Below are 23,949 nucleotides of genomic sequence, written 5' to 3'. Positions count from 1 at the left end.
CTGTTTGGAGACGACATCGGTGCTTGAATATCTGTCTGGTTGAACGAATGCAATGTCAATTTATATCAATGGTAGCATACGCCAATGGGTATTTTAGAGAAGCTTGGACTTAAGAAAAAAGAGAAAGTCGACAAAGGAGTGGAAAAAAGCCGTTCCTCCCTCCTGGAAAAGATCGGCAAGGCGGTCGCCGGCAAAACCACGGTGGATGCAGCCGTTCTGGACGAGCTGGAAGAGATTTTGATCACCTCCGATGTAGGCGTGCAAACCACACTTGAAATCATCGACCGGATTGAAGGGCGGGTCTCCCGCGACAAGTACCTGACGGAAAACGAATTGCAGGATATGCTGCGCGATGAGATCATCGGTCTGCTGAAAGAAAGTTCTGCCGAGAGACCGGCAGACTTTGATGCCGAGTTTCCCACCAAACCTCACGTTATTTTGGTGGTAGGCGTAAACGGGGTGGGTAAAACCACCACTATCGGCAAGCTGGCGCACCTGTACAAACAGACCGGCAAAAAGGTCATGATCGGTGCGGCAGATACGTTCCGGGCAGCCGCCGTTGATCAGCTGAAGATATGGAGTGAACGCGCTGATGTGCCTCTTATCGAACAGGGACAGGGGGCTGATCCCGCGGCCGTTGCCTATGATACGGTTTCGGCAGCCCAGTCGCGCGGCGCCGATGTGGCCATTGTAGACACCGCCGGCCGACTGCACAACAAAAAGTCGCTGATGGATGAACTGGCTAAAATCAAGCGGGTGATCGGCAAGGTGGTGGAGGGTGCCCCGCATGAAGTGCTGCTGGTACTGGATGCCTCAACCGGCCAAAATGCGATGCAGCAGGCGAACGCCTTCACCTCTTTTGTGGATATAACGGGACTGGTGCTCACCAAGCTGGACGGTACCGCCAAGGGGGGCATCGTCCTGGGAATCTCTCACGAATTTGAGATCCCAGTCAAATATATTGGTGTGGGGGAAGATATCGATGACCTGCAGGTCTTTGATCGTGAACTGTTCGTAAACTCCCTGTTTGGAGATTAATTGCAAAAAGCCTGGATCTCTGAAAACGGAGGAGAACAGGAGTTTGAATGTTGTAAAGCTCTCTTACAAATAAACCGGGAGTAGTTATTTGTATCCTCTGCCGGATTTCCAGGGAATAAAATATTTGAAGAAGGCTTTGCAACATCCTTAATTCCTCGTTCTGAGGGAGTTGTACTCCCGTCTAAAGGGGCAATAAGGTCGGTGGTACCACCTCCAAACAAAATAGTTAGGTTCTGCAAAAGTCCCTTGAAGAAGGTTATAAGGCGGGGAACCCAGCCTGGATGGGGTTGAAAATTGCAGGTTGTATCTTGTCATTATACCAAATGAGGATATGTAGTCCCGGATATACGGAAATATCGTTATCGTGCCAACAACGGCCTGGCACGGCTTGTCTGATTCTCCCGAGCTAATCGAAAGTTAAATATGGCAACCAGCCTTTTTAAGAATTCAGTTACATCTGCATTAAAAGTGCTTTTTGTGTTCCTCTCCCTGTTGGGAGGAACGGCAATGATGGCTGAGGCTCGGCCCGCTATTGCCGATACTGCCCGCGCCTTTCAGTTGTTTCAAAAAGCGGATTCCCTGCAGAAATTTGCCCGCTACGATTCTTCCTCCTCATATTTTGAAAGGGCTGCGAGGCTGTATGAAAAGGCGGGGTCCTGGAGACGCGTTGTCGACAGTAACATTAATCTGGCAATTAACAGTATTGAGAGTGCCCGGTATGAGACGGCGAATACTGCTATTGCACAGACGGAAGACCTGGTACAGGAGCATACGCCCGGAAGTCCCCGGCTGCGGGCGAAGTTGCTGCGGCTCGGTGCGCGCCTGGATATGGAGCAGTCGCAATATGATTCTGCCATCACAAAAATTCAGAAAGGACTTGAGCTGCTTTCCGGCCAACAGCAGGAATATGCCAGATTACGTGCATACCTTCTTTTCTACCTCGGAGAGGTGTACGACAGCCAGGGAAAGCTTGAGCTGGCGATGGAGCAGTTTTTTCAGTCGCTGGATATATTCCACCGTTCGGAACCTCCGGGGTCCCTGTTTGTCAGCAAGGTGTACAACAGCATCGGTGCCACTTATCAAAAAATGGGTGATAACGGGACCGCAATGGAATATTACCGGAAAAGTATTGAGATCGACAGGAACCTGCTGGGTCCGGATCACCCGAATGTAGCCCGTGGAATCAATAACATTGCGATTATTCATTATTACCGGGGGGACTACCAGCAGGCGCTGGATTATATGAAAGAGGCTACCCAAACACTGAGCCGATATTGGGGAGAGCAGCATCCGCAGGTGGCGGCCGGGTATAACAATATCAGTATTGTGTACTCGGAAACAGGCAATTTGGAAGCCTCGGTCCGCTACATGCGAAGGTCCATCGAGATAAAAGAGCAGGTGATCGGGAAGGTCAACCTGGACGTGGCGATTGGCTACCAAAACCTTGGGGCTCTGCATTACGATATGGAAGCATACGACCAGGCAATTAAATACTACAAGAAGGCGCTGAGCCTCCACCGCCAGATCTTTGAGGGCCGGCACCCCGAAATTGCCAATATCTATGCGAACCTGGGAGAAGCCTATTCCGCCAAAAAAGCGTATGACGAGGCACTTCAGTGGCTGGAAAAAGACCTTGAGATGAATATTCCCCTGCTGGGAAGCGAGCACCCGTTTATAGCCGATACTCATACCAAGATCGCCCAAAATTTTATGCGGCAACAAAATCCGGAGGCCGCCCTTCAGCATATTCAAAAAGCCATTTCCATCCTGTCAGGCAACAATCCTGGAGAGAACGGGGGCCAGGAAGGGGTACATGACAGTGTTACCCATCCGGTCTTGCTGATGGAGGCCCTGCAAGGCCGGGGCGAAGCGTATCGCGCACTGTTTCAACAAACCGGGGAGCTCGATTATCTGGAGAAGGCGATGGAGACCTACCTGTCGGCTTCCTCGCTGGTTAATAATATGCAGGCGGGATACCGGAGCGATGAGTCAAAACTGGTGCTGGCGGAACGTGCGGATGCGATCTACAAACGCGGGCTGGATACAGCCTACAAGCTCTACCGGCGCACCGGAAGCTCGAAGCAGGTAGCTTATGCTCTCTTCTTTGCCGAACAGGGAAAGGCACAGGTGCTGCTAAGACAGTTAAAGGAGATGGAAGCGAAAAGTTTTGCCGGCGTGCCGGATTCGCTGATCTCCAGGGAACAGCAGCTCCGTCGTCAGATTACCCGCGTGCACAGGAGTATTGCGGAAAAGACAGACCGTGAAACCCATATCGATTCGCTTCAGATGACAAGCCTGCAAGACTCGGTCTTTACGTTGAAGCAGCAGTTGTCAGCACATATTGAACAACTGGAGCGGGAGTATCCCCAATACTACAGGCTTAAATACCAGGAGGTAACTATTACCCCAGAAGATGTTAAAGCGATGCTGAAGCCCGGTCAAACGATGATCGAGTATGCCTCCGGCCGAAACGCGCTGTATGCGTTTGTCGTGAACCGGGCTCAGATCCGGCTGCAAAAGGTCGGGGCAGATACCACCCTGGATTCGTTAATCCATCAATTTCGTACGGTAATTGAGGAGAATGATAAACAGGAGTTTGCCCATACCTCAAACCGGCTGTACGAAACACTGATTGCCCCCCTGGCGCCGCATGTAAAGAGCTCCAGCCTGATAATAATACCCGATGGAACACTCCATTATCTTCCGTTTGAAGCATTAACTACAAAACCGGCCGGTCCCGAAACAGATTACCAGGAAATGCCCTACCTGTTGGAACAGCATGCCATCTCTTACGCCCCCTCGGCCACGCTTCTGCAATTCTGGCGCCAGGACCAAAGGCAGGAGGGGCACAAATCACTGGTCGGCGTGGCCCCGGTATTTTCTCAGTACCAAGAGCAGGCCGGCACGAATAAAAGCAGGGATACTCCGCCTGTCCACGCCCTTCCTCTAAGTCGTTACGAGGTTCAGCAGGTAGACTCCATCATGAACAGTAAGGGGTACTTGACAAAGTTGTATCTTGAGCAGGAAGCTTCGGAAGCGATATTTAAACAGTCGGTTCAGGAGCAGTATGAGATCATCCACCTGGCTACCCACGCATTTCTGTCGCAAGACTCGGTGACCGCGCCCGGAATCCACTTTGCCAGGGAACCGGGTCATCAGGAAGATGAAGATGGCATCTTGCGATTGCAGGAAGTTTACAACCTGCAGCTGAACGCCCGGCTGGTTGTGCTCAGTGCCTGCGAAACCGGGCTGGGGAAACTGCAGCGTGGAGAAGGGATCATCAGCCTGGCACGGGCTTTTGAGTATGCGGGGGCGCAAAATTTGCTGGTCTCGTTGTGGAAGGTCGATGACCGGTCTACCTCGGAACTGATGATCGAGTTCTACCGGCATCTCGATAATAACGGTTCACTGCGAGAGGCGGCCCGGCAGGCAAAGCTTCACCTGCTAAATGAGTCGCAGTACGCCGCGCCCCGGTTCTGGGCTCCGTTTGTGCTCATCGGCGAATAGGTAGAGGGCTTGGCAAAATCCTAATATCCTGATTCTGAGGGAGTTGTATTCCCTTTTAAAAAGTCAATAAGGTCGGTGGTACCACCACCTTCCTACAAATTAGCAGGTTCTCTAAAGGTCCCTGGGAAATGGGAACTGCCGGTGATAAGTCGAAGAGAAAAATTAAAAGCAGGACCCAGTGAGAGGGCCCTGCCCAAGAAAGGAGACTATAAGCTTCGATGCTTAGCTGTCACTGTCTTCGGGGCTCGGAAGATTTCTTTCCGAATCTTGACCTCCTGAATCGTCATCCTGACCATCAGGCATCTGGCTAAGCGTGGTATCGTTGTCAAATAGAGTGCTGGATTTCTGGTTGAGTATCAACATTGTCAACCTCCGTTGGCTGTTTTAGTGTTGCGCTTTATTATAATAGACCGTTTGGCAGGACATTCCTTACAAATTAATTTTATTTTTTGATCATTTGTCCTTTTTAGCTACTGATTTTTTTGCTTACTTGAGGACAGCAGGCAATTTACAGTGGATGGTATCGCATACAATGCTCTTGAAACGGTTTGGTATTTTGGGGTTGGTGCTGGTGGGACTTCCTGTTCTTCTTCAGGGGCAAAACCTGCAACGGGCCGACTCACTCGCAACAGTCGGGATCAAATATGAGCAGCGTGGTAATTATAAGGAAGCTGAATTGTATCTTTCAGAGGCGGTAAGTCTCTACCGGCAGCACCAGGTTCAGGACACTTCTCAATATATCAATACGCTGTTTTCTTATACCGAGGCGCTTTTTCAGCGGGCGAAGTATGACAAGGCGCTGTCGCAACTGGAAATTGTCAAACCCCTGGCAGAGCAGAGGCGGGATACTTCGAATCTCACATCGGTCCATAACTACTGGGGACTCATACAAAAATATCAAAGTCGGTTTCCTGCCGCCCGGAAACGGTATCAGAAGGCACTTCAGCTGGCTATCTCCAGCAATGATTCCCTGATGATTGCAATCATACACGACAACCTGGGCAGTGTAAACCTTGAACTGGGTGATTATGCCTCCTCTCTTGAACACCGGAGTAAGGCGTTGACAATTTTTCAAAAGGTGGGCACCGACCTCAATCAAGCTATTACCCTTAATAACATCGGGATGACCTACATAAACCTTTCGATGTATGATCGGGCCTATGACTACCTTTCCAAAAGTTTATCTTTGAGTAAGAATCTCAATAATACGGCCCGGCTTACCACGGCATATCTCAATATCGGGATGGTTCACTTTAATCTCGGAAATTATGACCAGGCCCTGGTCTCCTACCAGAAAGCCCTGGAGTATGCACAAGAAACCGGCAACCCGGTGAGGCGGTCCCACTTGCTGGTAAATTTGGGAAATCTCTACTACCGGCTGGGAGATATTGAAAAGTCACTGAACTATTACCAGGAAAGCCTGGAGCTGGTGCTCCGTCACAACATCACATCGCCCGTCGAGCTTTCTACCAAGTACAAGAACATAGCTACGCGGCAGGTTGACCTGGGACAGATGGAACAAGCCCGACAGAATTACCATAAAGCACTTGAGCTACGCAAGCAGACGGGCAATGTTCGTGAACTGGCCCTCTCCTACCTGGATATCGCCCAGCTGGAACGGGGACGTAATCATTTTGATAAGGCGCTCGACTATGTGGAGCGCAGCAAACAGATTGCCGACTCCACCCGCATACGTGATTTAATGGTAAAAGTACAGGTTGAGCTGGGACTCATACAGCGAGCTCGCGGTAATCCGAGGCGGGCTCTCCCTCACTTTCGGACAGCTTATCGCCAGGGCAGGGTTACCAGCGACCGGCTTACACCGCGGCCGCTGGCCTTGCTGGCACACACTTTTAATGAGATCGGCTCTGACAGCGCAGTTGTCTATGGGACTAAGCTTGTAGATATAATTGAAAGCAGCCGAAGCAGGGTGGGAGAGCTGGCCAGCCTGAAATCGGGATATTTTGAAAACTACGCCGACTTTTATGTAAACCTGGCCTCATGGATGTTAAAATACCGCGGTGACAAGCAGCGGGCTTTTGAACTTGTGGAGGCCTCCCGGGCGCGTACGCTGCTGGATGAGCTGGTACAGGCCTCAAAAAACCTGGATGATCTGCTGCCGGTTGAAGATCAGCTAAAAAAGCAGCGACTGCAGAAAACCATAGAGAACTACCAGGGCCAGATCGCTACCACGACCAGCATATATGAAAAGCAGCGGCTGAAAAAAGAATTGCGCAGTGCGGAACTGGAATATGCCGCTTTTATGAACGAGATCAGTGCTCAAAATGAGGGCTTCAAGAAGCTGGAATACCCAACCCCGGTTTCGGCAGCAGACGCACAGGCACTGACGGGCGGTGATACGGCAATCCTGGAATACGCCTTTGCTGACGAAGCGCTGCTGATATTTCTGATCACGCGGCAGCAGATCCGGGTACAGCGGGTCGATGTGGCTGGCGGCCGGCAGGACCGGCACCGGATAACTACCCTGGTGGAGCAGTTCAGGGACAACATACTGGCCCACCAGCCCAGCCACCTGATCCAGGCGCAGTCATCCGAGCTGGTCCACCATCTGATCACCCCTTTTTTCGAGGAACTTTCGGGTTATGAAAACCTGATGATTGTCCCGGATGAAGTACTGGCCTACCTCCCCTTCGAAGCGCTGATGGTCGAGGGTGAATATTTGATTGAGCAGTTTAGTATTAAATACGCCCCTTCGATGACCACATTTTCGTTACTGAAGAACAGGAAAGAGCGACATTCGGGCCACGAGCGGGAGTTGCTGGCGATAGCGGGATCCAGCTTTGAGGGAATATCCAGCCCGTTACAACGGGGCGAAGCCTACCCTCCCCTGCCGGCTACACTGGCTGAAGTCGATTCTATTGCCTCAAAATTTAATGATGCAGAGGTATTCAAGAAGGGGAATTTCAGTGAGCAATTTATAAAAGAGAGTCTCACCAAAAACTACCGGTATATTCACCTGGCCACGCATGGCATCATTGATGAAGAAAACCCCAATCTTAGCGGGCTCGCCCTCTCCACCTCCCCCTCGGAGGCGTCCGGAAGAGAAGACGGGATGCTGAGGAGCTCGGAAATTTACCAGCTCAACATAAATTCCGATATGGTGGTGCTGAGCGCCTGCAACTCGGGGCTTGGCAAAATGGTGAACGGTGAAGGCATGCTGGGACTGCAGCGGGCTTTTTTCTATGCCGGCGTGCCCACGGTGAGCGTGAGCCTCTGGAATGTATATGACCGGTCTACAGCCTACTTTATGGACCAGTTTTACAGCTCGTTGCTGAATCGGGCAGAGAGCCTGCACTCGTCGTGGAGCTGGAGCTCGCTGTTGCGATGGGTGGGATGGGATCCGTCGGTTCCCTTTGGAGACGCCGCCCCCGCGATGCGTCAAGCCAAGCTGAAGATGCTGGAGCACCCGCTTTTTCACCACCCGGTCTATTGGGCCCCGTTTATCGTGCTGGGCCGGTAAGTTTTTTAGCGTGGCTGGGTACGGGTCATGTCGATGAATTCCTGGTTATCTACCGACGGCGGATCCTCCTCATTTGCCACAACAACGGTCGTAGCATAGATCGTCCGTACTATTTTTGCGAGCTTGTCAAACCGGATTTTGTGAACTTCATCGGAGGGGCGGTGGTAATCTTCGTGAACCCCTGTAAAGAAAAAGACAAACGGCAATCCGAACCGCCCGAAATTCCAGTGATCGCTGCGCCGGTAGAACTGGTTGGGATCCTGAAGGTCGTTGTATCTCATATCGAGTTCGATGTTGCCCGAACGGCTGTTGGCAACGGTCAGCATGCTGTCCAGTTCAGAAGAGATAATACTGCTTCCGATGATATAGGAATAGTCGGTAATCCCCTCTTGTTTGTGCCTGGAATCGATCCGCCCGATCATGTCGATGTTAATGTTGGCGACAGTCTGTTCCATCGGGATAACAGGATGGTCGGAATAGTAGCGGGAGCCGAGCAGCCCCTTCTCTTCAGCGGAGACATGCAGGAAAAGAATGCTTCTCCTGGGGGCGTGACCCGCTTCCCGGGCCTGTGAAAGAGCATGGGCAATGTTCAACATCGCTACCGTTCCGCTGCCGTCATCGTCGGCGCCATTGTAGATGGCGTCGCCCGTTGAGTCCGGCTGACCTACGCCAACATGATCGTAATGGGATGTCAGCACGACAACCTCATCCTTCAGCTCGGGATCGCCTCCCGGGAGCATCGCAACCACATTTTTTGTTTTTAACCGTGAGAGGGAAGCAGAGGGAGCTTGCGAGAGAGAGTACCCTGTTTTTTGAGGCGAAAACGAGCTGATCTTTTCAATAAGCTCCTCCCGGTATTGCTGCAGGGCCTCCGGCGTTGAATCGATATCCAGGATACGGGCCGCCAGGCTGGGTTTGACCAAATTGTATCCCACGGGAAGATCTCCGCGTGAGTCATCTTTCAGGTACTCCAGCCCAAACCGGGTCGGTTCAGCGTACCGGATGTTATTTTTTTGGGCGGTAGCCTGGTATTCCTCTTCACTAATAGGAGCAATATTGAGAATGCCCGCCGCTCCCCGTTCCTCGATGATGGTATTGAACCGGGTTTTCCCGTTGATGGAGGGATCTATCACCGTTTCGCCGTCAACCTTGTGGGGAATCTGCTGGAAGATAAGCACCCACTTGCCCTCCAGGTCCATATCACCCAGGTGATTGACATCCCGCCGGGGGTCGTTGATGCCAAACCCGGCAAAGACAATTTCGCCGGAAAGGGAATCGCTGCCCCCGAAAGAGCGGATAAAGTTCCCGGTGCTGGTTTGACTTTCCACGGAGCGGTCCACCAGGCTGCCCCCTTTGTACAGCTGAAATACCGTGCTGTCCCGTTTCAGCGCGCTCAGTGAGAAGTGCTGGAAATAGCTGTTTTGATCACCGGCCGGCTGCAGGCCCATCGATGCATACAGGTCGGCCAGGTAGCGCGCGGCAATGTCGAGCTCCTTGCTGCCGGTATCGCGGCCTTTCAGGGAATCGTCAGCCAGCACGGCAAGGTGGCGATGCAGGAACCCGGTACGGATCGCCTCCTGGTGGTTGAGCAGCTGGTCGGTACTGCGTTCAGCCGGGGCACTCTGACCAACGGCCTGCCCGTGCAGGATAAACAGGAGAAGTATAGCGGGAAAAAACAGGTAGAGAAGCAGATTTCTTTTTTTCATGGTAGTAAACAGCCAGGATTAAAGAGGTATGTTGCGAAACAGGAAGTTAATTTCAGAAAACGGGTTGTCGGGGTTAGGTAGCATATAACAGGCTGACAGAGTTTTTATTCTGCCGGCGATTCCCGCATCGTGTCTCCGATAATCTCGTCAACGGGGCGAAGGTCCAGGTAAAACTCGGTCGGATCATCGTCATCGATATAGAGACTGATCTGCTGCTCTTTCAACATTTCGAGGACCGCGAGAAAGGTGACTACCACCTTTGTTTTACTGCTCAAATCCAGGCAGATCGCCTTAAATGAGGTCCGCCCGCCGCGATGGAGCTTCTCCAGGATGTATTCGGTCTGCTGCTCCACGGTAAGCCCGATCTTTTCCACATGATGGGCCGTCGGCTGATGCTCCGCCTGCGTGAGCACCTTGTTAAAAGCGGCCATCAGGTCAAATATAGTGACATCCTTGAGCGCCTCCCCGGTCGCCTGTTTCTCAACTTCATCGACCTCGTGGTAGCCCCGGTAGTGAAATTTTTGGGCCTCTTCCTCGATAGCCGACATTTTTTCTGCCGCCTCCTTGTACCGCTTGTATTCCAGCAGCCGCTGCACCAGCTCATAACGGGGATCGTGTTCATCCATCTCATCATCGCCGGAGTCCTCCCTGGGAAGCATCATGCGCGCTTTGATCGACATCAGCATGCTGGCCATCAGGATAAATTCACTCGCAACATCCAGGTCCAGCTCTTCCATCAGTTGAATATATTCCAGGAACTCTTCCGTAATATAGGAGATCGGAATATCATAGATGTCGAGCTCGTCCCTTTTGATAAAAAAGAGCAGCAGGTCGAGAGGACCTTCAAAATTTTTGAGCTGAACTCGGTACATGAGAAATTCTTAAAATGGAAAAGGGTGCAACCAACACTGATGGTACAGTTCTTTGGCTAAAAAAGGAAATTTTAATAACGAATGCAGCACCAATACATAATTTTGATTTGTTTTTAATACCTTTGGGTTGAAGTAGCATTCGGGGTGCAAAAAAATGACAGTTAAAAATCAGGAAGTTGGATGGATTATTCAGAGTTAGCAGAAGCTCTCCAGGATGGCGATGATGTAAAAGTAAATAAGATTCTTGAGGAGATCATACCCCGCCTGGTCCGTTTTTTGGAGATCCACATGGGGGCCTCAACAGCAGATGCGGAAGATTGTGTGCAGCACTCGCTGGAACGCGTCCTGAAGGTACTCAGGGAGGACGGGTTGAACAATGCGGACCGTATACTAACCTACCTTATGAGCACCTGCAGGAATAATTACCTGAAGGAGCAGGAGAAAATAAGGGAAGTAAATTATGATCACGTTCCCAGGACAGAGTTTCACAAGCCCAACCAGGTAAAATCCATACTGGACCGGGAGCGCAAGCAGATTTTGAAGCGCTGCATCGAGGAGCTGAAGGAGATGTATCGCACATTCATCGAGTACTGGTTTGAACACCCCGACTCTGAAGCCGATATGGTAGCCTCCCATTTTGGTATCAGCGTCAATAATGTATGGACCCGGAAGCACCGGGTGATTAAAAAACTGAACCAATGTTACAAGCGGAAAATCAATCAATAAATTTTTTTGTAAGGATTGGTCGTCTTACCGGTCTATATAATAACAGGAGTCCTTTTGAAAACCCGAGGTGTTGGTCAATTCAAGTTTTTGGAATACATACTGACAATGAAGGTACCGTTTCGGATGCCAAGAGAGCTTGCAACAAGAGGGCTGTGAAAAACCAGGAGTTTTGGTCAAGATCAACGCCTGAGCGGATTCGAAACCGCAGTTTATATCTGATAAATGAGGATTTCGCATCCGAAAAAATGACGATATTGGCAAAAACAATGGTTTTGCCAAGCCCTCTAACAAGTAATTTGTAAAACAGAACAACCAGCGTGATGAATCATCAATCAAGAGATATCGAAATTATAAAGCAGATTGATGCCTATTTAAAAGATCAGCTATCTGAACAGGAGATCCGTGAATTTTGGGTTGAACTTTTGAAAAACCAGGAATACCTGGAGTACCTGGAAACCGAAATCGCGGTAAAATCGATTCTTGAGGAACGGAAGAATCGCACGGGAGAAGGACCGGAATCGAAGGTATCAGAACTGCGCCAGTCATGGAAATGGATTGCAGCTGCTGCTTCTGTAGCGATATTGGTGATTGCAATCAATTTTCTCAAAATTGACAGTTCTACTCCTCTATCGGAGCAGACGGTCGGTACCATTAATATGACGAGCAACCTGGCGGCGCCGATGGTCATGCGCTCCCAGAACGCGGAACTTACCGGCGCGGATTCACTTATGAATGTCGGTTTTGAAGCCGCTTTATCCGGGGATATAGGGCGGGCCGTACAGATGTATGAGCGGGTGATTCTACAATATGAGGATACGCCGGTGGCGGCCCGGGCCCACCTGAATATTGGCATTATCCGCTATAATGAGGGCGATTTTCGTACCGCTTCCGATGCGTTCCAGCAAGCTGTTTCGATTGCAGAAGATGCCGATCTGTTGAAAGAAAAGGCGTACTGGTACCTGGGGAATGCATATATCAATCTGGACCAGCTGGATAAAGCTCGGGCAGCGATTCAAAAAACGTACCTGCTGGACGGAACCTATCGCAAGCCGGCATATCGCCTACTGAGAAAACTGGATTACGAGCTGGGCAATATCGACTTCCAGGAGCTTGAGCAGTAGAATTAGTAATTGTGAATTTCGAAGGTCGCATAAACGGGTTAAAGCACCATGTCCGACCGGAAGAATTTTTGTCTGACGAGGAGATAGGACAAAAAAATAGACCGGCTGTTCCCGGCCTTTTTGGGTTCCTTTTGGATCAAGCCAAAAGGAACATTGTATTGAGGGAAACAGCTTTTTTTGATGGGACTTCCCAATCAGCTTTCCTTGTTCGTTATGGGTCACTCACAAAATGAACATCCCATTCCGAGATTACCACTTCTAACAGGAACCTGGCTATCAAAAATTTCCTGTAAAAACACCTATGCAGGAAAATGCAGCTACCCCGGATTTCTCACGAGTATTTCGGATAAAATCATGTAACTTCATGGGTGACCATAACTTATACTATTTTTCACTGCCAGATTATCACACACAGAGTGTAAAAGCCTGCGAAATTTGTCTTTCAGCTGCGTTGAAGGGCAAATCACCTGCTCAACGTGCCAATGTACGTCTGCGCGGCCATTTGCCCTTCGCCTTGCTGAAAAATAAATTTCTTGGTGAGGTAAATCCGGGCTAATGTCCATAAAATCTTGCATTCAAAACAGCCTGCTTATCCTACTAAGTTATTGATGAATAATCCGGTAAATAAATGCTGGAGGAGCTGGTAAATACAAGAACTTTTCGGCAACTTGTTCAGAAAATGTAAAGTGGTTCTGTTATTTGTAACAATTTTAGAGATTTATGAATAATGAATTAATTTAAGAGAACTCAAACTCATCATTATTCATTACCTACAACTCCGTGCAAAATCCACTGCTAGACGCTGAAAAAAAAGAGGAACTCTTTGAACAGAACGTTCGCCCCGGCTCAATCGGGGAATTTATAGGTCAGCGCAAAGTGATTCGGAACCTCTCTGTCTTTATTGAAGCTGCCCAGAAACGGGGAGAAGCACTCGACCACGTCATCCTTTCTGGGCCTCCCGGACTGGGCAAAACCACGCTGGCCCACATTATTGCGAACGAGATGGGGGTGCAGATCAAACCGACGACGGGTCCGGTGCTGGAAAAGGCCGGGGACCTGGCCGGCATGTTGACCAACCTGGAGCAGGGCGATGTAATTTTTATCGACGAAATCCACCGGCTGAATCCCGTGGTGGAGGAGTATCTCTACTCGGCGATGGAGGATTACAAGCTTGATATCGTGATCGATTCAGGTCCCAATGCCCGCAGCGTTCAAATCGACCTGAACCGGTTTACCCTGGTGGGAGCCACAACCCGAAAAGGGTTGCTTACAGCCCCGTTGCGCGCCCGTTTCGGCATCGACATGCGGCTGGATTATTACGATGTGGAGCTGTTGCAGCATATTGCGGCGCGCACGGCTAAAATTCTGGACTTCGGCATTACCGACAAGGGAGCGTTTGAAATTGCCCGCCGCAGCCGGGGGACCCCGCGCATTGTTAACAAGCTGTTGCGCCGCACGCGCGACTTTGCCATGGTGGAGGATCTGGATACCATTACCGATGAGATCGCTGACAAAGCCCTCAATGCCCTGGATGTAGATCAAAACGGCTTTGATGAGATGGATATCCGCATCCTGAAGGCGATCATCGAAAACTACTCCGGCGGACCGGTGGGGCTCGGCACACTGGGGGTGGCCGTGGGCGAAGACAAGGGCACGATCGAGGAGGTCTATGAACCCTACCTGATCAAGGAGGGATTCCTGCAGCGCACGCCCAAGGGGCGCATCGCCACCCGAAAGGCGTTTAAATACCTGGGGATCGATCCCGATGAAGAAGCCGAGCCGGGTCTGTTTGGCTGATATCGCGGTAGTTTAATATCTGCACACAGTTCCAGCGTACGGCACAATACCGGGTGGTTAAAAGCAGATCGAAAGTGTACACTATGATCTTTTTTTCGTAGCTTCACTGCTCAATTTTCAAAGTACCAGGCCACATATTGTTTAAATATTGATTAGCTGACATTATGAAAAACCTTTTTACTTCCGAATCTGTATCAGAGGGACATCCCGACAAGGTAGCAGACCAGATTTCAGATGCTGTTCTGGATGCGATGCTTGCTGAAGATCCGAACTCCAGGGTAGCCGTTGAAACGATGGTAACGACCGGCCTGGCAATTCTTTCCGGCGAAGTGAATACCGAGGCTTATGTAGAAGTGCAGGATATTGTCCGGGAAGTGATTCGTGATATCGGCTATACCAAGGCCTCTTACCGGTTCGATGCCGATTCCTGCGGCATCCTTTCCAGCATCCACCAGCAGAGTCCCGACATTGCGCAGGGGGTCGACGCCGGAGAGGACAAGGAGCTGGGGGCCGGTGACCAGGGCATGATGTTTGGCTACGCGTGCCGGGAGACGGACACCCTGATGCCGATGACGCTGCAGTATTCGCACGATCTGTTGCGGAAGCTGGCGCATATTCGCAAGAATACGGCTCTTATGCCCTACCTGGCGCCCGACAGCAAGAGCCAGGTGACCGTGGAATACGATGAGGAAGGTAATCCCCGGCGGGTGGATACCATACTGATCTCCACCCAGCATGATGAAGAGGTGGACCAGCAGCAGATAAAGCAGGACCTGAAAAAGCACCTCATCCCGGAAGTTATTCCTGAAAACCTGATGGATTCGGAAACCATTTTCCATGTAAATCCCACCGGTAAATTTGTCATCGGCGGCCCGCATGGCGACACGGGCCTGACAGGACGCAAGATTATTGTAGACACCTACGGCGGACGCGGGGCTCATGGTGGAGGCGCGTTTTCCGGGAAGGATGCCACGAAGGTGGATCGCAGCGCGGCGTATGCTTCGCGTCATATCGCAAAAAATGTGGTGGCGGCCGGGCTGGCCGATGAATGCCTGGTGCAGCTGGCATATGCTATCGGGATTTCGGAACCGGTGTCGGTGAATGTAAGCACGAATGGAACCGGCAAGGTCACGGATGCCGCGCTGGCAGAGGCGATTCTTAAGACGTTTGACTGCACGCCGGCCGGCATTATCGATCGTTTTGATCTGCAGCGCCCGATCTATCAAAAAACGGCGGCATACGGACATTTCGGACGCGAGGAGTTTCCCTGGGAGAAACTGGATTACACCAATAAAATTCAGAATGCGCTGTAATATTAAAAAGTACAAGCTGGCCTCAGGCATTTCTTGTTCGGCTATCGCACGAGTGATATATCAAGTCCAAAAAAGCTGTTTCCCCAACAGAGGTGTTCCTCGTCTTGATACAAAAGGAACCAAAAACTCAAGGCGGTGAATGGGGCAAACGCTTCAACCTCAGCAGGCGTGGGGGTAGAGAACAATGCCTGTTCCGAACAAGGTCTTGATCCCAAACCTGCGAGGTTTCCCTTCCCGGAAAGGCAATGGCCTTGATAGGGTGCGTCCCTTCCGGAGTACAAACCTCGCAGGTTTCGAGCCGAGCTGACCATCAGACAAGGTAGTACCGGCAGGGCCTCCACGCCCCATTTAAGGCCAGGAAAAGCCGGTCTATTTTTTGTCCTAACTCCTCGTCAGACAAAAATTCTTCCGGTCGGACATGGTGTTTTAACCCGTTTATGCGACCTTCGAAATTCCTGATTCCTAATTCTTCATTCATAATTCCCATCACGGCCACTTCATCCCTTTACAAACTTTCATCCAATCGCATGAAGAATTAATTCAGTAGCGATGCGCTGTTATACTTTTCCTGCTTTATTGCTATTCAGGAGAGAGATCAATATATAGAGTTAGATGGCACGATTACCGGTAAAAAGTTGATTTATATTTCTTTAGGTGAATATTCAATCTCCCTGATCCGCTTTGTCGGAGCGGAGGACGCCCCCAATATTTGATGGGGTTGAACACGCTGTCAACGGGTAAACACATTTGGAAGGTACCTGCCAAATGCATATCTGCATGGGATAAAGGAGGGATTCAGATGAATGCGATAAAAGTATATGAAAATGCATTTGGGAAGTGGTAAAAAGGTCAATCAGGCCACCGTTATCTGCTTAAAATTGATTCCAGCCTTTTCCTGCGATGTGAAAACAAGAAGAGGGATATCATAGCTCGATCAGCAGTGCGGGTTGAGTTCTATTTAAGGAGTAGTAAAAAAATCCGGGACATTGGTCTTCTGGCTGTTTCTTATTAAACAGATAGTGAGAAGGACATGAGCTTGGCGGGGATTTTCGCTTCATTCATGTTGGGATAACAGAGCCACAAAAAAGGGGAAGTTGTGGGATTGCACGAGATGTTCAGAAAGCCAGGTACAAGTGATGATTGGCACGGCCGGTCGGCAGAAGAACTCTGGACCGCTTTTCAGTCGGGTAACAGGGGTGCATTTTCAGAACTATTTTTACGGTATTACGAGCAGCTCTTTCGGTACGGCATGAACTTCTCTTCAGGTTCCGAGGTGGTCAAGGACAGCATCCAAAAGCTATTTTTCCGTCTCTGGCAGAAGCGAACCCTGCTCTCCCGTCCCCGGTCGGTTCGCGGTTACCTGTTTGTGTCGCTTCGCCGGATTTTGCTGAGGTTACATGAGCGTGAAACGTCCCGCGGAGAGCGCAATGCTCGTTATCTTGAACAGGAAGATGAGGCTTTTGTTACCATCGAAGAGGAAATAGTCCGGGAGGAGCAGCGAAAGCGGCGGATGGAGCTGTACAGAAAGTCGGTAGAGGTCCTTTCACCCCGCCAGAAAGAGGCGCTGTTGCTGCGAGTGGATGAGGGGATGAGCAACGGGGAGATTGCCAAAATCATGGGGATCTCCGACAAAAGGGTGCGCAACCTTATCTACGAGGCGACGCGACGGATACGGGAAGAGATCTATTATTTGACCGAGTAAAATGTGCCGGCACCTCTTAGCCCGGGTTCTACAGTTTTGTAACGTGGAAATCCCATTCCCTAAGCAAGGCCAGGCAGGTTGACCGCCTTCCTGGTTCTTTAACCCGGATTATTCACCAAGAAATTTGGTTGTGCACGAGGCGTCCCGGCAATGGCACCAGCAGGCGTACTGAGGTGCGTTGAAGAGCCATTGTCGGGATAACGAAGTGCACGGGCCAATTTCGCAGTTCGTTGCAACGGCACCCAAATTTGAGCTACAGGTAATTTTCGATATATCAACCAACATCACAGGCTTAATTTCATGTTTTACTATTTCGTGAATAATCCGGGTTAACATGCAGAACAAACCAGAAAATAATACCCGGGACAAAATGGTCACGATGGTTTCTTACCAAGTGGAAATATGATAACAAAGATCGTAAAAGATGGATAACAGCAAATTGGAACAATTACTGTCAGATGAATCCTTTGTGCTCTGGCTTAAGGGAGAAGCGTCTCCCGGGCAGAAGGAGCGCTGGGATGTCTGGCTGCAGGAGCAGCCCGGCCGCCGCCAGCTGGTTGCGGACGCGAGAGTGATGATGCAGGCACTTGAGCGGGAGCATGAGCTGCCCGACCCCCATCTAGAGCTGCAGAAGCTGAATCAAAAAATTGACCAGGCTGAACGCGCGTCCTCATCGCAAGCCGGCGCTGCTCCCGGACTGTACCACAGGAGACGTATTGCCCCGGTTGCGGCCGGTATCGTATTTCTTGTCGTACTATTGGGAGGTGTGTTTGCATACCAGGCGTATCCCTCCTACCAGCAGTCCATTGAGTCCACTGCTGAAAAGACCCAAACGACGCCGGTTAAAGAATATGAGACCGATTATGGCGAAAAGCTGACATTCCGACTCAGTGACGGGTCCCGGATTGTGTTGAATGCCAACTCGGAGCTACGTTTTTCCTCCCGGATTGAAGAAGGGCTCAATACGGAAGTCTGGTTGAAGGGGGAGGCGTATTTTGATATCACCCACCTGGAAGATGAACAGCAGCGCACGTTTACCGTTCACACCGACAATGGGTCTGTTCAGGTGCTGGGGACCCGTTTCGCGGTCAACACGTTCAGGGGGCGGACCCAGACGGTGCTGGAAGAAGGCGAAGTCAGTGTTCGGGTCAGGGATGAAGATACCGGCAAACCCAATGAGTACCTGCTGGAGCCCGGTGAGATGGTCCAGTTTAAAGCCTACGATAACAAAATCGCAGTCAAGCAGGTCAACACCCGCGTCTATACCTCCTGGAAAGAGGACAAGCTGATTTTTGAAAAGACGCCTATGGAAGAGGTGGCCAGGCGAATTGAAGATACATTTGGGGTGGAGGTGGTACTGAGCAGTAAATTCAGCAAAGAAAAGCTGTCCGGTTCTATTAAAAGCGACAACATTGAAGTCTTGCGGGAAGCACTGGAAAAGATTTTGAAGACAGAGATTGTACAACGGGGAAATAAGCTCTTAATAGGAGATGTGACCCAAAATTGATTGGAAATTAACCCTTACAAACAAAGCAAAAAGGATAGATATGAATAAGCTACGGTTGACGATTATACTGTTTATGGTCTCGATGCTGGTTCAGGGGACATGGCCACATCAAGGTATAGCCCAGGGCGGAGCAGAGAATAAAGTACTCCTGAGTAGTACGGATGTGATGAAGAACCTGCAGGGCAAGGAGATGGTTGCGCTGCAGGATCTGTTAACGGCACTGGAGCAGCAGTTTGATGTCACTTTTCTGTACCGCAACCAGGTAGTGGAAAACAAGATGGTACCCTCCGATAAAATTAACCTGGAAGAGAGCACTCAGGCGGGTCGTAGTCTCTCTATGATACTGCAGGGCCTGGATCTTTCCTTTCAGCGAATCGATGCCCAGACATATGTTTTGTTGAACGGGCAGCCCTCATTCAGGCGGGCCCCGGTGCTGGAACAAGTGACCGGCCAGGTGACGGATGCTTCCACGGGTGAAACAATGCCCGGCGTAAACGTGCTGGTGAAGGGAACTACCACGGGTACTTCAACAGATTCAGAAGGTCGCTACGAGCTCTCGGTCCCATCTCTGCAGGATACGCTGGTGTTTTCCTTTATCGGTTATCAGCGGCAAGAGGTGCCGATTGATGGGCGGACGGAGATTGACATAGCAATGCAGGTACAGGCAGTTTCTGGTGAAGAATTGATTGTGGTTGGTTACGGAACCCAGCAGCGACAAAATGTGACAGGTTCCGTTAATCAAATTTCTGGAGATGATATTGCAAGTCAGCCATCAGTTCAGGCTTCAGCAGCATTGATGGGTAAAGTTTCCGGGGTTCAGGTTATTCAAAATTCAGGGCAACCGGGTAATAATCAGGGAACTATAAGAATCCGGGGAACCGGAACTCTTGGTAACTCTAATCCTCTCGTTTTAATTGACGGAGTTCCCGGAGATCTTGATGATGTGCCTTCATCAGATATTGAAAGTATCTCAGTATTAAAAGATGCCGCTTCCGCTGCGGTTTATGGTTCACGAGCGGCAAATGGCGTGATATTGGTTACCACTAAAAGAGGCCAACAAGATGAATTTCAAGTGAATTATCGTGGATTTGTCGGGTGGCAGCAACCTACTGAGCAGCCTGAGTTTGTTGAGGGTGGTGAGTTTATGAGACTTGAGAATTTGGGTGCTACCAACTTGGGTAAGCAGCCAATTTGGTCTGAGTCTTATATTGAAGAGTGGGAAGCCAATCATGAAACCAATCCTGATGAATATCCAAACACTGACTGGGTTGACTTGGTATTTAGTGAGCCAGGATTTCAGCAAAAACACCATATTGACATATCTGGTGGAACAGAGGCGATTAGGTATTTGGGTTCCATCTCTTTCGATGATGAAAATGCTAATGTCCCCAACTTTAATTATAAACGTTACAATATACGCTTGAATACAGATGTCAATGTATCTGAAAAGTTTGACTTTGATGTAGATCTCAATGTTCAACGGGCGGATGAAACAGAAACCGCTGCAAACTTTAGTAGTGATAATGTAATTCAGGGAGCTTACAGAATTCCTCCAGTTTATGCAGCTAAGTATTCTAACGGTGGGTGGGGACCTGGTTGGAATGGTCAAAATCCACTTGCATTTATTCACGATGGTGGGTTAGCAACTGACGAAATGTATAAGGTCGATGGCAGGATTAATGCTACTTTTCAACCTTTAGAAGAGTTGCAATTCGAGCTCATGTATGCACCCAAATACCGGTCTACCTTCTTTAGGGAAATGACTAAACAGTATGAAGTTGTCGATCCTGAAGGAAATGTACAGTTAAAAAATCCTACTCAAAATTCACTGTTTCAGCAATATGTTAGGGATTTCACGCATAATGCGAACTTTACAGCTGAGTACCAACAGAGCTTCGGCAATCACAACTTAAATGCTCTCGGTGGGTATGAGTTTATAGAATTCAGGAATGATTTCTTTAATGCTTATCGAGATAATTTTGCACTACAAAATTTTGAACAACTGAATGTTGGTTCTGAAGCCAATCAGCAAAACTCAGGTAGTGCTGAATCCTGGGCTTTGCAATCGCTTTTTAGCAGAGTAAATTATGACTTTAATTCAAAATATCTGTTAGAAGCCAATCTGCGATATGACGGATCTTCAAGGTTTACTGAAGATAATCGTTGGGGCATTTTCCCATCTTTTTCAGCCGGGTGGGTTATTTCTGAGGAACCATTCATGGAATCCCTTGATATTATAAATTCTCTCAAGTTAAGAGGGTCATGGGGGAATCTTGGTAATCAACAGATTGGTACCTATCCGTTTGCTTCGATCATTGACCTTGGCCAAAGCTTTGTACTGGGAGGCAATACCGTATCGGGTGGTGCGCAGTTAGATCTTGCAAACTCTAATATCTCATGGGAGGAGACAGAAACCAAAAATGTTGGGCTGGATCTGGCTCTATTGGATGATCAGGTTAATTTTTCCCTGGATGTTTTTGAGCGTACAACGACTGACATCCTGTTAGAATTACCTATTCCCTTAATAATTGGATTGAATGCTCCTTTCCAGAATGCAGGAGAGGTGAAAAATACAGGTTGGGAAATGCAGGCAGGTTATTCTGATAATATAGGCACTGATTTTTCATATAGTGTTTCATTTAATTTGTCAGATGTTAATAATGAAGTGACAGACTTAAAAGGAGCAGGTCCCTTCATATCCGGTAGTTCAATAATCCAGGTAGGGGATCCTATAAACGCAATATATGGTTATGAATCGGATGGGCTTTTTCAATCTCAAGAGGAGATAGATAATCATGCAACGCAATCAGGACAAATAGCACCTGGTGATATTAAATATGTTGATCAGAATGGTGATGGATTAATTAACGCCGCTGATCGAGTTGTAATAGGTGACCCTTTTCCATCTATGAACTATGGAATAAGCCTGTCTGCCAATTACAAAAACTTTGATTTTTCTGCTTTCATTCAAGGAGTGGGTAGCAGAGATGTTCTGCTTCAGGGAAATGCGGTATGGGCATTGTGGAATGCTGGTAAAGTGAGAGAGTGGCAAGCGGAGGACTATTGGACCCCTGATAATCCGGACGCTTCATATCCACGACTAACTCAGGCGACAAGCCATAGCAATTTTCAGGCTACTGACTTCTGGGTTTATGATGCTTCATACTTGAGGTTAAGGAATTTACAAGTAGGGTATACCCTCCCTAATACTTTAACGAGTCAGCTTTCGATTAGTAATGCTAGAATATTCTTCTTAGGCCAAAATTTACTGACACTATTCGATGATATGCCTCAAGGAGTAGATCCCAATGTTCCTAATGGGACATTTGGAGGTTATTTCGCTGTGAATCGACTCCTTAGTGCAGGTATAGACATCAATTTTTAAATAGAAATTAATTGAGGTAATAAGATGAAGATTTTGAATAAATACATTTCTTTGTGGACACTGAGTTTGCTCGCATTAATAGTGGTAGCTTGTCAAGATGAATTAAATAAAACACCACTTGATGCACCAGCAAATACTAACTTTTTTTCTAATGAAAGTGAACTTGAGTTAGCCATCAATGGTGTATATACAAGCCTGTGGTGGGAGTCAAGAGGCATACCAGCTTTGCAGGAAATAGACAATGCAACAGATATTGGCTTCCTAAGAGACGGTCCTTTAAAAGATGTTGCAACTGGTGCACATAACTCAGATACAGGAATATTTGAGTCTACGTGGGACCATTTTTACAGTGGTATTGCTAAAGCTAACAATTTACTCCAAAATATGAATCGGGCTCAGGATGTGGTTTCACCTAATACCTTTTCCAGGATACAAGCCGAAGCCAGATTTCTCAGGGCTTTCTTCTATCATTTTTTAGTAGAATTGTATGGTGATGTCCCATTACTTACGGAAGTTCCTACAATTGATGAGGCTCAAATTGGTCGTACTCCGAAAGCTGAAGTGGTTAATCAAATAATGTCAGACTTGGATTTTGCGGCCCAGAACCTACCAACAAGTTGGTCGGGTGACCAAGTGGGACGGGCAACACAAGGTGCTGCATTAGCATTGAAAGCAAGAGTTGCATTATATAACGGGGATTATCCGACGGCAGCGCAGGCAGCACAAAGTGTGATTTCATCAGGTGTGTATTCTCTTTATCCTGATTATGAAGCTCAATTTCAATATGAGGGTATTCGTAGTTCTGGTGTTATTTTCGATGCACCATACAAGACCGGGGTTCAAACCTCTCAGTATCCAATTCGCGCAGGAACCAGAATGGTAGGTGCATGGAGTACCAATGTCCCATCCCAGGCACTCGTTGATTCTTATCAGGCCACCGATGGAGAACCTATAGATGAATCCAATGTTTATGATCCCGCTCAACCATTTGAGAACAGGGATCCGCGATTGGATGCCTCAATCGTCCGTCCCCAGAGTACTTTTAAAGGATATGTTTTTGAAACTCACCCCGACAGTACGGAAACCTGGAGGATTGAGGATGGGCAAAAAGTTGAACGGGTTACCAACCAGGATGTGACAAATCCATTTGCGTCATATACGGGACTGGTATGGAGAAAATATCTCTCGCCGGATGATTTTCCTCAAAAAAGTTTCGAATCAACCATCAACTGGATATTTATAAGATATGCTGAAGTATTGCTCACCTATGCTGAAGCGAGAATAGAAAGTAACAATATCGATCAATCGGTATTGGATGCCTTGAATCAGGTACGGGCCCGGGCTTATGGGGTTGATCCTTCACAAACCGGTCAGTATCCTGAAATCACAACGACGAGTCAGGCTGAACTAAGACGTGAAGTAAGGTATGAACGAAAGGTAGAGTTAGCTAATGAGGGTTTCCGTTTGTTCGACATCCGTAGGTGGGGTATTGCGGATGAAGTAATGGACGGAGCATTAATTGGCCGGCCAAGGGGGACTTACTCCACTATTCCAAGTCCACCTGATATTCAAGAAGATGTGGGATATCATCCGGATTATAGCGCTAATATAGATTTATACAGAAATGTAGAACCGAGGACGTTCGATCCTGAGCGTGATTGGCTTTGGGCGATCCCACAGGCTGAAATTAATGTGAATGACCAAATACAACAGAATCCCGGATACTAAAATTAAGAATACTTGCCCGTAAACCGGGCAGTGATGAATTAATAATTGATACCGGTAGATACATCA

The 23,949-nt window shown here is 48.8% G+C and carries 16 protein-coding genes; 12 read left to right on the top strand and 4 right to left on the bottom strand.

Annotation, left to right across the window (positions count from 1 at the left end; genetic code table 11):
• The first annotated feature begins 84 nt into the window (after positions 1-84).
• Entirely contained in the window at positions 85-1,038 is a 954-nt protein-coding gene (ftsY, locus tag ACG2F4_RS09405) for a signal recognition particle-docking protein FtsY (protein ID WP_395260120.1), read from the top strand.
• A gap of 423 nt (positions 1,039-1,461) precedes the next feature.
• Positions 1,462-4,545, top strand: coding sequence for a CHAT domain-containing protein (locus ACG2F4_RS09400; protein WP_395260118.1), 3,084 nt, complete (start codon positions 1,462-1,464; stop codon positions 4,543-4,545).
• A 222-nt stretch (positions 4,546-4,767) separates the two neighbouring features.
• On the opposite strand, the gene ACG2F4_RS09395 is transcribed toward ACG2F4_RS09400, so the two are convergent.
• The gene (locus ACG2F4_RS09395; protein WP_395260117.1) at positions 4,768-4,908 is read right to left on the bottom strand and encodes a hypothetical protein; all 141 of its coding nucleotides are present in this window, start codon (positions 4,906-4,908) and stop codon (positions 4,768-4,770) included.
• A gap of 154 nt (positions 4,909-5,062) precedes the next feature.
• Between ACG2F4_RS09395 and ACG2F4_RS09390 the strand changes: the two genes are divergently transcribed.
• Positions 5,063-8,026, top strand: coding sequence for a CHAT domain-containing protein (locus ACG2F4_RS09390; RefSeq protein ID WP_395260115.1), 2,964 nt, complete (start codon positions 5,063-5,065; stop codon positions 8,024-8,026).
• Positions 8,027-8,031: 5 nt separating this feature from the next.
• On the opposite strand, the gene ACG2F4_RS09385 is transcribed toward ACG2F4_RS09390, so the two are convergent.
• Together ACG2F4_RS09385 and ACG2F4_RS09380 are read right to left on the bottom strand one after the other, a co-directional pair.
• On the bottom strand, positions 8,032-9,732 hold the full coding sequence (locus tag ACG2F4_RS09385) for a M28 family peptidase (RefSeq protein WP_395260114.1): 1,701 nt from the start codon (positions 9,730-9,732) through the stop codon (positions 8,032-8,034).
• Between the two features lie 104 nt (positions 9,733-9,836).
• Positions 9,837-10,604: a segregation and condensation protein A gene (locus ACG2F4_RS09380; RefSeq protein ID WP_395260112.1), complete on the bottom strand. Its 768-nt coding sequence runs from the start codon at positions 10,602-10,604 to the stop codon at positions 9,837-9,839.
• Positions 10,605-10,784: 180 nt separating this feature from the next.
• Here ACG2F4_RS09380 and ACG2F4_RS09375 point away from each other — a divergent pair, with 180 nt between their 5' ends.
• The 5 genes from ACG2F4_RS09375 to metK all read left to right on the top strand — a co-directional run bounded on the left by ACG2F4_RS09375 (position 10,785) and on the right by metK (position 15,561).
• Positions 10,785-11,330 (top strand): RNA polymerase sigma factor, encoded by a 546-nt coding sequence (locus ACG2F4_RS09375; RefSeq protein ID WP_395260110.1) that lies wholly within the window; start codon positions 10,785-10,787, stop codon positions 11,328-11,330.
• A gap of 320 nt (positions 11,331-11,650) precedes the next feature.
• Positions 11,651-12,451 carry a tol-pal system YbgF family protein gene (locus tag ACG2F4_RS09370; protein WP_395260108.1) on the top strand — a complete coding sequence of 267 codons (801 nt, stop codon included), beginning with the start codon at positions 11,651-11,653 and terminating at the stop codon, positions 12,449-12,451.
• Positions 12,452-12,815: 364 nt separating this feature from the next.
• Positions 12,816-13,007, top strand: coding sequence for a hypothetical protein (locus tag ACG2F4_RS09365; RefSeq protein ID WP_395260106.1), 192 nt, complete (start codon positions 12,816-12,818; stop codon positions 13,005-13,007).
• A 224-nt stretch (positions 13,008-13,231) separates the two neighbouring features.
• Complete coding sequence (gene ruvB, locus ACG2F4_RS09360; RefSeq protein ID WP_395260104.1) at positions 13,232-14,248, top strand: Holliday junction branch migration DNA helicase RuvB; 1,017 nt, start codon at positions 13,232-13,234, stop codon at positions 14,246-14,248.
• A 164-nt stretch (positions 14,249-14,412) separates the two neighbouring features.
• The gene (metK, locus tag ACG2F4_RS09355) at positions 14,413-15,561 is read left to right on the top strand and encodes a methionine adenosyltransferase (protein ID WP_395260102.1); all 1,149 of its coding nucleotides are present in this window, start codon (positions 14,413-14,415) and stop codon (positions 15,559-15,561) included.
• A gap of 310 nt (positions 15,562-15,871) precedes the next feature.
• Here the strand turns inward: metK and ACG2F4_RS09350 are convergent, their stop codons facing one another.
• Positions 15,872-16,039, bottom strand: a complete 168-nt coding sequence (locus tag ACG2F4_RS09350; RefSeq protein ID WP_395260100.1) for a hypothetical protein — start codon at positions 16,037-16,039, stop codon at positions 15,872-15,874.
• Between the two features lie 618 nt (positions 16,040-16,657).
• On the opposite strand from ACG2F4_RS09350, the gene ACG2F4_RS09345 reads away from it, so the two are divergent.
• The 4 genes from ACG2F4_RS09345 (at position 16,658) to ACG2F4_RS09330 (ending at position 23,883) form a co-directional block, all read left to right on the top strand.
• The gene (locus ACG2F4_RS09345; protein ID WP_395260099.1) at positions 16,658-17,263 is read left to right on the top strand and encodes an RNA polymerase sigma factor; all 606 of its coding nucleotides are present in this window, start codon (positions 16,658-16,660) and stop codon (positions 17,261-17,263) included.
• A 424-nt stretch (positions 17,264-17,687) separates the two neighbouring features.
• Complete coding sequence (locus ACG2F4_RS09340; RefSeq protein ID WP_395260097.1) at positions 17,688-18,770, top strand: FecR family protein; 1,083 nt, start codon at positions 17,688-17,690, stop codon at positions 18,768-18,770.
• Between the two features lie 40 nt (positions 18,771-18,810).
• Complete coding sequence (locus ACG2F4_RS09335) at positions 18,811-22,155, top strand: SusC/RagA family TonB-linked outer membrane protein (protein WP_395260095.1); 3,345 nt, start codon at positions 18,811-18,813, stop codon at positions 22,153-22,155.
• 33 nt (positions 22,156-22,188) lie between these two features.
• Positions 22,189-23,883 (top strand): RagB/SusD family nutrient uptake outer membrane protein, encoded by a 1,695-nt coding sequence (locus ACG2F4_RS09330; RefSeq protein ID WP_395260093.1) that lies wholly within the window; start codon positions 22,189-22,191, stop codon positions 23,881-23,883.
• Positions 23,884-23,949 lie beyond the last annotated feature (66 nt).

The sequence above is a fragment of the Halalkalibaculum sp. DA3122 genome (assembly GCF_043951865.1).
In the GTDB taxonomy this organism is placed as follows: domain Bacteria; phylum Bacteroidota; class Rhodothermia; order Balneolales; family Balneolaceae; genus JAMQKA01.
Note: the sequence above shows the minus strand (reverse complement) of the source record. Positions and strands in the feature narration are given on the sequence as shown.